Raw genomic sequence first — 12,686 nt, forward strand, 5'->3', positions numbered from 1 at the left:
TTTAGTTTACGCGGAAAATATGGCTGGCCAGCGGCTCAAGCTGCAGGGAAATTTCCCCCTCGCCTTCGCTGACAACAAGCTCGCCCTTCGCAGCGCTGAGCTGGTCGGCAATTGCAAAGCTGCCATTGCCCAGCTGCCACTGCTGCAGTAATTCCGGCGGCAGTTGCAATTTCACGGCTTTCTCTTCCCCGCCAAAGTTGGCGATCACCAGCAACTTCTCCTGCCCGGCCCAGCGCGCAAACGCAAACAGCTGTTCGTCGTAGCCCTGGCTGCGCTCGCGGTTGTAACGGTGCAGGTCCCGATAGTCGCCGCGCAGGGCTTCACTGCTGGCGGAGAAATTCATCAGGCGCTGATAGAAATCGCGCAGCTGTTTTTCTTCCGCGGTGGATTCGCCCTGCAGCCAGCGGCGCACGCTGGGTACTGACCAGTAGTCGAAGATGGTGGTGCGGCTGGCCTTGCCGAAACCGGCGTCCTCACTCGCGACTTCGCCCAGCTCCTGGCCGAAGTAGACCAGGGTCGGCGCCGCGGACAGGGTGGCGGAAACCAGCATGGCGGGCCTGCCGGCTTTGGCGCTGCCGGCAAATTCCGGGCTGGCGATACGCTGCTCGTCGTGGTTTTCCATAAAGTGCAGCATATGCGGGGCTATGTCCTGCAGCGCTGTCTGGATTTCCGCGACCTTGTCCGTGCTGCCCTTACCCTCCATCACCGCGCGAACAGCGTCGTAAGTGCCCACCTTGTCGTAGAGGAAATCCATCTTGCCCAGGTGGATATAGTCGCGGTAGCGCTCCGGGGTGTAGATCTCGGCGAGCAGCAGTGCATCCGGCTTTTTCATTTTGATCGACGAGTTTAGGTAGCTCCAGAACTCCACCGGCACCATGCCGGCCATGTCGTAGCGGAAACCGTCCACGCCGAAGTCGAGCCAGTAGAGGGCGATAGCGCGGAACTTCTGCCAGGATTCCGGCACCTCCTTGTCCGCCCAGAATGCTGCGTGGGCGCTGTAGTCCCGCTGCGCAAATTCCGCCGACAGCTCGGGGAAATCTTTACTGCCGTCCGGGCGCACACCGAAATTGATTTTTACCGTCTCGTACCAGTCGTCGATGGCCGGCTGCGCCGCGCGCGCGCCGTTGCCGGTCCACTTGGCCGGGCTCTCCGCAAAGCGGTCGTCCACCAGCGGATTCCTCTCGCCATTTAAAGGGCGATAGCCGGCGTCGGATACCGGTACCCGGAAGTCCTCGCCGATCACGTAATAGAAGTTGTTGTCGCGGGCATAGGTGCGCGAGGTGTCGTCGTCAGCGCCGAAATCGCGCACACCCTCGGGCTTGTCCAGCGACTGATAGGCGCGCGCCACATGGTTGGGCACTATATCGATTATGACCCTGAGGCCCTGTTCGTGGCTGCGCGCTACCAGGGCGCGGAATTCCTGCAATCGCTCGGCCGGGTTGTCCGCGAGGTCGGGGTTTACGCTGTAGTAATCCTTGATCGCATAGGGGGAGCCGGCGCGGCCCTTGACCACGTCCGGGTCATCGTTGCCGATACCGTACTGGGTGTAGTCTCCGACGAGTGCGTGGTGCAGGGCACCGGTATACCAGATATGGGTGGCGCCCAGTTCGCGGATATCCTGCAGCCGTTGCGGGGTAAAGTCACTGAACTTGCCCACGCCGTTTTCTTCCAGGGTGCCCCAGGGTTTGTTGGTGGAATTGGTGTTGCCGAACAGGCGCGTCATCACCTGGTAGATCACCGGCTTTTCCGCCGCAGTGATTTCTGAACGGCTTTCCTGCTTTTCCGCACAGCCAGTCGCGGTGGCGAGCAGGGCCGCGGCAAACAGGGATTGGATCTTGTTCATTGATTCGTATGCCCTCGAATTTTTTATCAGTTTTTGACAGCCAGTTGCAGCGCTTGCTGACGCCAGGCGAATTTCACCAGCAGCTGGTCACTGCGTTTGTCATACCAGGCCCCCTGCGCAGCGCGGGCGAAGTCTTTCTCGCGCTGGTGCAGCTGTATTGTCTGGCCGCCGGCCTCGATCGCCGCCGGTGCCTGCTGCCAGTTGTGGATTTTCAGGGTGATTTGCCGCTGCGCCGGCATGCCTTCGTAGCCGTCGCCGCTGCGCTGGAAATCAAAGGCAATGCCATCGCCGTTTCTGCTGGCGGAGAAGGCCAGCTTTTCGTATTGGCCGCGATCGTATGCGTTCACGGTCGCACCGTCGTCCTCGTATATATAGCCGTTGGAGCGAACGGCGGTCGGGTGGGCGTAGTAGTCCAGTGTCAGCTTTGCGCTGGAATAGTCGCGGGTGCTGGTCATGTCCTCGACCGTGGGAATAAAGGCACCGGCGCGCACCAGTACCGGGATGGATTCCAGGTCCACTTTCACCTGCGCCGTCTCGCCGCCGTACTGATCGTCGTTCCAGTAATCGAACCAGACACCGCCGGGCAGTTGGACTTCCACCGCGTCGACACCGGCTTCGGTCACCGGCGCTACCAGGAAGTCGTTGCCCCACAGATAGGCATCCTTGTAATCGATCAGCGCGGTATCGCTGTCATTTTCGAAGAACAGCGGGCGCATCAGCGGCATGCCGGTGCGGCTGTTCTCGAAGGCCAGGGTGTAGTTGTAGGGCAGCAGGCGGTAGCGCAGCTTGATGAACTCGCGGGTGATATCGCGGGTCTTGCGGTCGTGGAAGACCGGCTCCGAGGCGATATGCTCCTGTGCGTGCGGGCGGTAGACCGGCTGGAAGGTGCCGTACTGCAGCCAGCGGATATACAGCTCGCGGTCGAACTCCTCACCGCCGGCGAAGCCGCCCAGATCCGAGTGGGTATAGCCGAAGCCGAGCAGGCTCATGGACAGCGCCAGTTCCACCTGCGGCTGCAGGCCGCCCCATTCGCGCGCCACGTCGCCGGTCCAGGGAATCATGCCGTAGCGCTGGGAGCCGGCAAAGCCGGCGCGCATCATGATAAAGGGGCGCTCGGCCGGGTTTTCGGACTTCTCGTTTTCGTACAGCATCTGCGCCCAGCGGTGGCCGTAGGCGTTGTGTATCTCGTCGGCCATGCCGATCGCGTGCACCGTATCCGACGGATGCACTTCCGGCTCGCCCAGGTCGCCCCACCAGCCGGCTACCCCCTGTTGCTTGAGGCCGCGGTAGATATTCCAGAACCAGTCGCGGCCGTCCTCGGCGAAGACATCGATCAGGCCGGTATTGCCGAAATAGAAGTCGAAGCGCTTGGGCTTGCCGGTGAGGTCCTTCGCCAGGGCGTTGCTGGCCACTGCCTCGTCCCAGCGCTCGGAGGTGGAGAGGACAAATGGCTCGGTGACCAGAATGGTGTTGATGCCGCGCTCCTTGAGGTCGGCGATCATCTTCTCCGGCTCGGGGAAAGCGTTCTTGTCCCAGGCCAGGTTACCCATATGGCCCTTGATATCCGCGCCGAACCAGTAGAGATCCAGCACCAGCGCGTCCAGCGGAAAATCCTCCTCGGCGAACTTATCCACGGTGTCGCGCACCTGCTGCTCGGTGCGGTAGCCGAAGCGGGAGGCGAAATTGCCCAGCGCCCAGCGCGGCGGCAGTGGCTGCCTGCCGGTGACCGAGACATAGTTCTCGATCAGCTGTGGATAGCTGTCGCCGGCGACGATGATGTAGGCGGTGCGACCGCCAACCGCCTCGAATTGCAGCACATCCTTCTCGCTGGCACCCAGGTCCAGGTTGCCGGTGGCGGAGTTGTCGAACAGCAGTATGTATTTGTTGCTCGACATGACCGCCGGCAGGGAGAAATACATCTGGTTGGATTCGGTGGTGTAGCCGTAGTGGGCCTTGTTGTACAGCGGCAGGCGCTGGCCGCGACGGTCCATACCCAATACCCGCTCGCCGCCGCCGAGGAGTTTTTCCTCCGCGGCCAGGGCAAAGCGGAAGCCGCGCAGCGTCTCGTTGGCAAAGAAGCCGAGCTCCTCGCCGGTCAGTCGCTGCGCGCCGCGCAGGTACTCGATGTAGAAGGGCGATTTGTGAATCACTGCCTTGAGCTGGTCAGTGCCGTACTCCAGCCTGTCTCTCTTCTCGTCCAGCCGCGCGGCGCCGGGTGCCCGCTCGGCGATGGCAAAGGAGGGCAGCTGTTTGAGCCCCTCGCGTTGGTAGTGCACCTCCAGCGCCCCTTTCCTTAGCGGGGTCAGGGTGACAGTGCCGTCACTGGTCTCTACGGTGAGTGAGTGCTCGCTGAGCTGGTGATTGCGGTAGACTCGCTGGTCGGCGGCCTGAACCTGGGCGGCAGTGCAGAGTGCGGCGAAGCACAGTGCGGCGGCGAGGCCCTGCAGACGCAAAAGAGAGGATTTCAAGATCATCGCGCAGACTTCATCTTTATGTTGTTGGGTATCGGCACCGTGCGGGCGCAGGATGCCTGAGCCTATGCTAGAGCCGTGACCGCCGCCCGCATCCTCCCCCGCGGGGGAGGATGGCCCAGGCTATCCCCGGTGCCACAATCTGCGTATAACCATAATCAGTTATCAGCGGTGATCCCCATGACCGAATCAACATCCGGCGCCTCGGCGCGGCCCGTGAAACAGCCCAAGTTGCCTTTCTGGCAGGTGTGGAACGTCAGCCTCGGCTTTCTCGGCGTGCAGTTCGGTTTTGCGCTGCAGAATGCCAACGCCAGCCGTATCCTCTCCGATCTGGGCGCCGACCTGCACTCGCTGTCGCTCTTCTGGATTGTGGCTCCGCTGATGGGCCTACTGGTGCAGCCGATCGTCGGCTCGGCCTCCGACCGCACCTGGAACCGCTTCGGTCGCCGCAACCCCTATATCCTGTTCGGTGCCATCGCCGCCGCCCTGGGCATGGCGTTTATGCCCAATGCCGGCATAGTGGTGGCCTTCGTCGCGCCGATCCTGTTCGGCGGCGTGATGCTGGCGCTGATGGACGCCGCCTTCAATGTGACCATGCAGCCCTTCCGCGCCCTGGTATCCGATATGGTGCCCTCGGAGCAGCGCACCCTGGGTTACTCGGTGCAGTCGCTGTTGATCAATATCGGCGCTGTGTTCGGCTCCATGCTGCCGTTTATCCTGACCAATGTCATCGGTCTGGAAAACACCGCCCAGGCGGGCGAAGTGGCGCCGTCGGTGATCTGGGCCTTCTATATCGGTGCAACCGTATTGCTGGGTTCGGTGCTGTGGACGGTTTTCCGCACCAAAGAGTACGCACCGGAGCAGTACAACGCCTACAAGGGGATCGATGCCGAGCAGCTGGCGCGCGAGCAGGCCGAGCGCCAGTCCCTGCCGCAGCGGATCAAAGGTTTCTTCCGGCTGCTGATCACCATGCCCAAGACCATGCGCCAGCTGGCGCTGGTGCAATTCTTCTCCTGGTTCGCGCTCTTTATCATGTGGGTCTACACCACACCGGCCATCACCCAGCACGTCTGGGGTGTGGAGGCCAAGTGGTTCGACTCCCACTACCTGGAGAGCGTCGGTCAGATCCCCGCGCATATCGCCGCGGCCAAGGGCGCAGCCGGCGACTGGGTGGGGATTATCTTTGCCGCCTACTCCCTGTTCGCCGCGATTTTCTCCATCGTCCTGGTCAAGGTCGCCAACACTCTGGGACGAAAGCCCACCTACGCACTGTCCCTGCTGCTGGGTGGTCTGGGCTATATCAGCTTCCTGCTGTTCCAGGGCGGTGAGGCGACCCAGGTGGATCTGCTGATTACCCAGGTCACTGTGCCCAGCGGTGCGCTCGGCCTGCTGCTGCCGATGGTGGGCGTGGGTATCGCCTGGGCGGCGATCCTGGCCATGCCCTATGCGATACTCTCCGACTCGCTGCCGGCTTCCAAGACCGGCGTGTATATGGGGATTTTCAATTTCACCATCGCCGCGCCGCAGATTATCTCGGCGTTGCTGGCGGGCCAGATTCTGAAGGGCGTTTTCGACAACCAGGCGATCTACATTATCGTGCTGGCCGGGGTGTGCATGATACTCGGCGCTGTGTCTGTGTTCTTCGTCCGTGAACAGCAGGCAGAGGAGGGCAGTAGGGTGAAAGAGGCGGTCGCCGCCTGACGCGGGCGAACACAAGTTTCGTTCCGGCCGCTCCAGGTATTCACGGCGCCTTCGGCCCCTACGGATTACTATCGTCATTCCGGCGAAGGCCGGAATTCAGGCACCTCGGAACTGGATACCGGCCTGCGCCGGCATGGCGAGCCAATGAACTCTCGATCTGAATCAGACTCCTGCGCATGTGCAGGAGGTGGGTGGCTCCGTCTCTCGCCCAGGCCTGAAAATCCGTTTTGTTGGCAGCGGTCAACTTTGACAAGCCGCTGCGACCGTCCCTAGACTGGTTCGCTAACTAATAATTAGCGAATAACGCATGTCCTTTCTCTCTGCCATCGATTCCGCCCTCGCCGCCTTCGCCAATTTCGTCTGGGGCCCCCCGCTGCTGGTTCTGCTGGTGGGTGGTGGCCTGGCGCTGCTGATCTATTCCCGCGGCCGTCCCTACCGGCATCTGGGTCACAGTATCGACTTGCTGCGCGGCAAGTATGACGACCCCAATGACCCGGGTCAGGTGCCGCACCGACAGGCGCTCTCCACGGCCCTGTCCGGCACCCTGGGCCTCGGCAATATCGCCGGGGTGGCCATCGCCATCAGCACCGGCGGGCCGGGGGCCATCTTCTGGATGTGGGTGACGGCGTTGGTGGGGGTGGCCACCAAGTTTTATACCGGCTCGCTGGCTGTGATGTTCCGCGGGCGCGACGCCGCCGGTGAGCTGCAGGGCGGCCCCATGTACGTGATCCGCGAGGGGCTGGGCAAAAAATGGATGCCGCTGGCACTGCTGTTTGCGGTGGCCGGCCTGTGCGGCATGTTACCGGTATTCCAGTCCAACCAGACGGCGCAACTGCTGCGGGAATCCTTCGCGGTGCCCCTGGGCTGGGTGCCGGCGGACGGCTCGCTGATGTTCGATTTCGTTGTCGGCCTGGTGTTGGCCGTTGCGGCGGCGGTGGTGATTGCCGGGCGCATACAGCGCATTGGCAAATTCGCAGTGCGGGTGGTGCCGGGTATGGTGCTCTTCTACCTGGCGCTGACGCTGATCGTGATCGGCTATTTCTGGCAGCAGGTGCCGGCCGCCTTCGCGCTGATTTTCAGCGATGCTTTCAGTGGCAAGGCGGTAGCCGGCGGCGCGCTGGGTGCGGTGATCGCCACTGGTATCAGCCGCGGGGCCTTTTCCAACGAGGCCGGTATCGGCACCGAGTCCCTGGCCCACGGCGCTGCCAAGACCCGCGAGCCGATTCGCGAGGGCGTGGTGGCCATGCTCGGGCCGATTGTCGATACCCTGGTGATCTGCACCTGTACCGCGCTGGTGATTCTGCTCACCGGCGTCTGGCAGCAGGGCGAGGGCATTGCCGGGGTGACCCTGACCGCGAATGCGTTTTCCCAGGTGTTCGGCCACGTGGGGCCGATACTGCTGCTGCTGATGGTGTTGCCGCTGGCGTTCAGCACCATGGTCACCTTCTGGTATTACGGCGTTAAGTGTTTCGTCTTCCTGTTCGGCAGTCGCTGGCAGGGACTTTATACCGCCGCCTATATCGCGCTGATCGTGATCGGTGCCGTGGCGTCGCTCAACGCGGTCAACAGCATCATTATCGGCATGTACGCGATTATGGCGATCCCGACCATGACCTCCACGCTGCTGCTGGCCAGGCACGTCAATCGCGCGGCCCACGACTATTTTGTGCGGCTGGCGGAAAGCGAAAAGGCCGCGTTGAAAGACCCCACCTGAAAAAGCCGAGGGCGAACATCGGTTCGCCCTCGTATCCTACTGTCGTCATTCCGGCGCAGAGCCTGTGCCGGGCTTGATCCGGTACCGGAACCCAACTTCCGCCGCGCTTAGGGCACCACGGTAACCTTGGTGCCCACGGTGGCATTCTGGAAGAAAATCTTCGCCATATGCCAGGGCAGGCGCACACAGCCGTGCGAGGCAGGGTAGCCGGGTACGCGCCCGGCGTGCATGGTCACCGCACCGTTGAAACGCATCATGTAGTCCATCGAGGCGCCGCGGAAAACGGAACCGGCCGGTCTGCGATGGCGGCGCACGTCCACGTTGCTCCGCATCACATAGCCGCTGGGCGCCACATAGTGCCCGTAGAGGTTGGAGCGGTGGTTAATTTTCTTTTGGGTGACTCGGAAGCTGCCGGTGGGTGTCTTGTATCCGGCCATGCCGGTGGACACCGGGGAAATCCCAGCCAGGCGCCCGCCCTTGTAGAAATAGGCCTTCTGCTCGCTCAGCACAATCCTGATATGCGCGGCGCCGCCGACGACTTCAGGCCGCCACCAGGCCCGGCCGACAAAGCGATCCTGGTAAGTGGTGCCCCTCTGCAGGAACTGGTAACCATAGTCGACCGCTTGGGCCACCGAGCTGAAAAATGCACTGCTGCCGAGCAGCAGGGCCCCCATAATGAACCCATTTCTGAGCAGCGAAGATCGTTTTTGCATTGCGCACCTCTCATTGCAAATGGACATTGCAAACTACAGCGATTTGCGAGCAGTACCCGCAGCGCGCGCATCAGCGGGGCAAACGGTTCCCACGCGTCCTGGCGGCGCAACAACAGGCAGTGAATTTCCCCAGAGCAGCTTGCCGATATATTCCGGCATTCGCCGCGGAATGGGACTGCTGCGGCAGTTACCACAGCGAGTGGGAACGATGGTAGGGTCGCCAGCCGGGGGCAATTACATCAAAAAGTAATGAGGGTGGATTTGGTTAGAGCTGGCGCTGCTTGGGTATTGGTTGCGGTGCTATGATGGCTCCATGTCCAGTGCCAGCCTGTTGATCGACCTGCGCAGCTACGACCGGGAAACCCGGCGGCATCACCACGACTACCACCAGCTGGTACTGCCGCTGGCGGGTGCTCTCGAAACCAGTATCGCCGGGCGCGATGGCTGTGTCGGCGCCGCACAGGCCGCATTGATTTCCGCGGGTGCGGAGCACGCCTTTGCCGCGACCGGCGAGGAGAACCGCTTTATCGTCGCCGACATCCCTTTCGCGCTGGCACCGGAGCTGGAACGGCTGCCGGCGTTTATTCCGCTGGATACGGCCCTGGGCCACTACACCGCCTTCCTGCACTCCGAACTGGAGCACAACCGATCCGGCAGCCACGCACAACGCCAGATGCTGCTGTTGCTGGTGCAGCTTCTGACCGAGCGCTTCGGTGGCGAACTGCAGATTGACCGGCGGGTTCTGGCTGCGCGGGCCTGGATCGACGAACATCTGGATCAGCCGCTGCCGCTCGCCCGCCTGGCGGCCATCGCCAACCTGAGCCCGCGCCGGCTCACCCAGCTGTTCAAGAGCTGCTTCGACATGACGCCGCAACAGTACCTGCTGGAGCGCCGTATGCAGCTGGCCTGGACACTGCTGGAGCGCGGCGACCTGAGTGTGCAGCGCGTTGCCGAACGAGCCGGATACGGCAACCTGGCCGCCTTCAGCGATCGTTTCCGCCGCCATTTCGGCAAGTCACCGCGCTATTTCCGGGGACCGAAAGAATAGCTCCTACCGCCCTCCGGGAGAGCGCTGGGGGAGAGAAGCCGGGGATTGAAGTCGTCAATCGAGCCCTCCGCCATTCCAGCAAAGTTTTCTGCACATTTGCCAAAGTCACTGTCGCTCGGCTGCGTTAATGTCCTGTGCTCCGGAACTTCTGTGGAGCGCACAGCGTGAACAAGGCAAGGGCCACCGCCATCGGCAGTATTTCAATTCTACTCTGGGGCACACTCGCGCTGCTGACGCAGCTGACCGAAAACCGCCTGCCGCCATTTCAACTGCTGGCCATGACCTTCACCATCGCCTGGTTGCTGATGTTCACCAAGGGACTGCTGTTCGGCCCTCCACCATTGGCGGCGCTGCGCCAGCCGCCCCGGGCCTGGTTGCTGGGCGTCGGCGGGCTCTTCGGCTACCACGCCTGTTACTTCGCCGCCATGGCCCTGGCGCCGGCGGTAGAGGTGAGCCTGCTGGCCTATTTATGGCCGCTCCTGATAGTGCTGCTCTCCGCCTTGCTGCCGGGGCAAAAACTGCAGCTTGCGCATATTGCCGGTGCGCTGCTGGCACTGGCCGGCTGCTGGCTTTTACTGGATCGGGGCGACGGCGGTTTCGAATGGCGATACTGGCCCGGCTATGCGCTAGCCATCGGCTGCGCGCTGCTCTGGTCCGGTTACTCGGTGGCCAGCCGCCTGCTGGCCCAGGGGCGGGAAGAGGCAGCGACCGATGCGGTCGGCGGCCACTGCGCCGCCACCGCCGCACTGGGTTTCACCTGCCACCTGCTGTGGGAAACCTGGGCCTGGCCGCAAGGCACGCTGCAGTGGCTGGGCATCGTCGGCCTGGGGCTCGGGCCCGTCGGCGTCGCCTTCTACACCTGGGATTACGGCATCAAGCGCGGCGACCTGCGCCTGCTGGGGGTGCTGGCCTACGGCGCGCCGCTGGTTTCGACATTGCTGCTGGTACTCTGGGGCTACGCCGAATCCAGCTGGGGCCTGGCCCTGTCCTGCCTGCTGATCGTTGGCGGCGCCCTGCTGGCCGGCATGGGTCCACGCCTGTGGGGCCGCCAAACGGATCGCGATACCGCGACGCCTGCGTGATTGCCAACGGCGGCGTAAAAACACTCTGGAAAAACGGTCGCGGGGACTGCTATTTCGAAACGGGGCCGGAAACAACGAGAAAAGTCAATTTGTTCAGGAAGTTACGTGCTATCGGTGCGTTCGGGATAGGAGGCTCGACGACCGTTTTGTCCTGGACGGAGAAGAGCGGTAATATCTCTGAAAGCTATACGTCTCGCGGTTCTCGACGTGTTATGGGGTGAATCGTACCAATTGGTATATGAGGCGGGGGATAGTGGTCGTTACGACTACGATACAAATGTTATGTTTGAAGGAGAGAAACATTGGAAACTTTTGGAACAGTAATTTTATCAATAGTCGGATTTATCGTAGCTTTCTACATCCTTCTATATGGCTTGTCTTTTGGGATGCGTAGAGCTGCAAAAAAATTTCTAAAATCCTTGAGAGATAAAAATTATACAAAAGCTTTTACTATATTGTCAGAGAAGATTCAGAGGGACGTATGGGTTGAAGGGAGTGAGCGTTTTCTCTATAGAAGATACATGGATGATTTTTCGGCATACAGAGGTAGTGATTTTAGTGTGGCTGCTGACGGAACATCAGGTACTTTCAAAACGTACTTAATGCTTAGAAATGAAACAATGGTTCCTCTTAAGCTACAGTTTATGAAAATTTCTGGGAAATGGAAAATCTGTGCAATCGATATTCAATTTCGCGTCGCCGATAGCATCATAAAAAACAATGTAGAAAAATTTGAGCAACCAAAGCAGAAAGCAACATAACCATTCGATCCAGGGGACATCGTACAATATGCACCTTTTTGTGCGGTCGCTGCGCTCCCATTTTCGCACAAAAAGGTGCATATTGTACGATGTCCCTGATCTCGGCGTTAATGCGATAATTGGTTTCGTTGAAATATAAAGAGAAGACTATGAAACAATTTAGTATTCAAATTATTCTGCTTATTTTTATCCTCACTATGAGTAACAGAAACTATGGTCAAGATGAGTTATCGGTCCTCGAAGGGCCCTACCTTGGCCAACAACCACCAGGCTTGATACCTAAACTATTCGCACCCGGTATTATTTCAACTGAAAATCTTGAAATTGAAGGTGTCTTTGCTCCTGGCATGAATGAGTTCTACTTTACCCGACAGGTTAGAGGCAACGAAGTTAAAACCCACGCCTTTCAATATGAAGATGGTGTGTGGAAAAAGTTTATGGATGAGCCCCGCTCAGGTGAAGTTTTCATATCGACTGACGGCAATACGATGTATCTGGGTAACAAATATAGAGAGAGAACAGCATCAGGATGGTCGGAAGTCAAAAGCTTAGGGCCAATTTTCGAAGAGTTTCCTATTATGCGCCTTACCGCTTCAGAGGATGATACTTATATTTTTGATGAACGAGACGAAATCGGGACCATCCGATACTCCCGATTGATTGATGGAAAGCGTGAGGAGTCGAAGGTGCTTAACAATGAATTTAATACAGGAAAACAAACAGGTCATCCCTACATTTCACCAGATGAAAGTTACATAATCTGGGATAGCATAAGGGAAGATGGGTACGGAAATGCAGATTTATACATAAGTTTTCGGCAAGAAGATCACTCGTGGGGCCTTGCTATTAATATGGGCGAGGATATAAATACTGAGCATGAGGACAGATATGGCAGTGTTACCTCGGATGGAAAGTATTTCTTCTTTCACAGAATTGAGTGGCAGGAAGGGAAGATAGAAAAGGCCAACATTTACTGGGTCGATGCACAGATTATCGAAGATATCTCGCCCAAGCCCTAGTATCAACTTTGAAGTTGTGGATGTTGCAGTTGACCCAGATTATCAAGGTCAAGGGCTTGGCCGAAAAGTGATGCAATACATAGATAGTTATTTGTCGTCCGTTGCTTTAAAAGGCTCTTATGTATCAATGATCGCAGATGAGCCAGAATTCTACGAGAAATTAGGTTACAAGCTTGTTTCTCCATCGAGTCAAGGCATGACCAAAAAGTTCCAGCCGCACGCATAACAAGCGTTCAAGGGGACATTCAACGCTTAGGATTTTTGGTTTCTAGTTTGGCCTTAGTGTTTATATCACAATGGTTTAGGTTATGTGGCAGCGTTGTCTACCCATTAA

10 protein-coding genes are annotated in these 12,686 nt (G+C 59.3%); 7 read left to right on the top strand and 3 right to left on the bottom strand.

Annotation, left to right across the window (positions count from 1 at the left end; genetic code table 11):
- Nucleotide 1: 1 nt before the first annotated feature.
- Nucleotides 2-1,843, bottom strand: a complete 1,842-nt coding sequence (locus tag IG627_RS01235; RefSeq protein ID WP_193189310.1) for an alpha-amylase family protein — start codon at nucleotides 1,841-1,843, stop codon at nucleotides 2-4.
- Between the two features lie 26 nt (nucleotides 1,844-1,869).
- The gene (locus IG627_RS01240; RefSeq protein ID WP_193189311.1) at nucleotides 1,870-4,317 is read right to left on the bottom strand and encodes a glycoside hydrolase family 31 protein; all 2,448 of its coding nucleotides are present in this window, start codon (nucleotides 4,315-4,317) and stop codon (nucleotides 1,870-1,872) included.
- A gap of 177 nt (nucleotides 4,318-4,494) precedes the next feature.
- Here IG627_RS01240 and IG627_RS01245 point away from each other — a divergent pair, with 177 nt between their 5' ends.
- Together IG627_RS01245 and IG627_RS01250 are read left to right on the top strand one after the other, a co-directional pair.
- A complete protein-coding gene (locus IG627_RS01245) occupies nucleotides 4,495-6,015 on the top strand; it encodes an MFS transporter (RefSeq protein ID WP_193189312.1) in 1,521 nt (506 codons plus the stop codon).
- 307 nt (nucleotides 6,016-6,322) lie between these two features.
- Nucleotides 6,323-7,729 (top strand): alanine/glycine:cation symporter family protein, encoded by a 1,407-nt coding sequence (locus IG627_RS01250; protein ID WP_193189313.1) that lies wholly within the window; start codon nucleotides 6,323-6,325, stop codon nucleotides 7,727-7,729.
- Between the two features lie 107 nt (nucleotides 7,730-7,836).
- On the opposite strand, the gene IG627_RS01255 is transcribed toward IG627_RS01250, so the two are convergent.
- Entirely contained in the window at nucleotides 7,837-8,442 is a 606-nt protein-coding gene (locus tag IG627_RS01255) for a L,D-transpeptidase family protein (RefSeq protein ID WP_226864584.1), read from the bottom strand.
- A gap of 313 nt (nucleotides 8,443-8,755) precedes the next feature.
- Here IG627_RS01255 and IG627_RS01260 point away from each other — a divergent pair, with 313 nt between their 5' ends.
- The 5 genes from IG627_RS01260 (at nucleotide 8,756) to IG627_RS01280 (ending at nucleotide 12,578) form a co-directional block, all read left to right on the top strand.
- Nucleotides 8,756-9,490, top strand: coding sequence for an AraC family transcriptional regulator (locus tag IG627_RS01260; protein WP_193189314.1), 735 nt, complete (start codon nucleotides 8,756-8,758; stop codon nucleotides 9,488-9,490).
- Nucleotides 9,491-9,654: 164 nt separating this feature from the next.
- Nucleotides 9,655-10,572 (top strand): aromatic amino acid exporter YddG, encoded by a 918-nt coding sequence (gene yddG / locus IG627_RS21145; RefSeq protein WP_319024461.1) that lies wholly within the window; start codon nucleotides 9,655-9,657, stop codon nucleotides 10,570-10,572.
- 302 nt (nucleotides 10,573-10,874) lie between these two features.
- On the top strand, nucleotides 10,875-11,333 hold the full coding sequence (locus IG627_RS01270; protein ID WP_193189316.1) for a hypothetical protein: 459 nt from the start codon (nucleotides 10,875-10,877) through the stop codon (nucleotides 11,331-11,333).
- A 149-nt stretch (nucleotides 11,334-11,482) separates the two neighbouring features.
- Nucleotides 11,483-12,352 (top strand): hypothetical protein, encoded by an 870-nt coding sequence (locus IG627_RS01275; protein WP_193189317.1) that lies wholly within the window; start codon nucleotides 11,483-11,485, stop codon nucleotides 12,350-12,352.
- Between the two features lie 16 nt (nucleotides 12,353-12,368).
- On the top strand, nucleotides 12,369-12,578 hold the full coding sequence (locus tag IG627_RS01280) for a GNAT family N-acetyltransferase (RefSeq protein ID WP_377482817.1): 210 nt from the start codon (nucleotides 12,369-12,371) through the stop codon (nucleotides 12,576-12,578).
- Nucleotides 12,579-12,686: the final 108 nt, after the last annotated feature.

It is taken from the genome of Microbulbifer taiwanensis (genome assembly GCF_014904815.1).
GTDB classification, from domain to species: domain Bacteria; phylum Pseudomonadota; class Gammaproteobacteria; order Pseudomonadales; family Cellvibrionaceae; genus Microbulbifer; species Microbulbifer taiwanensis.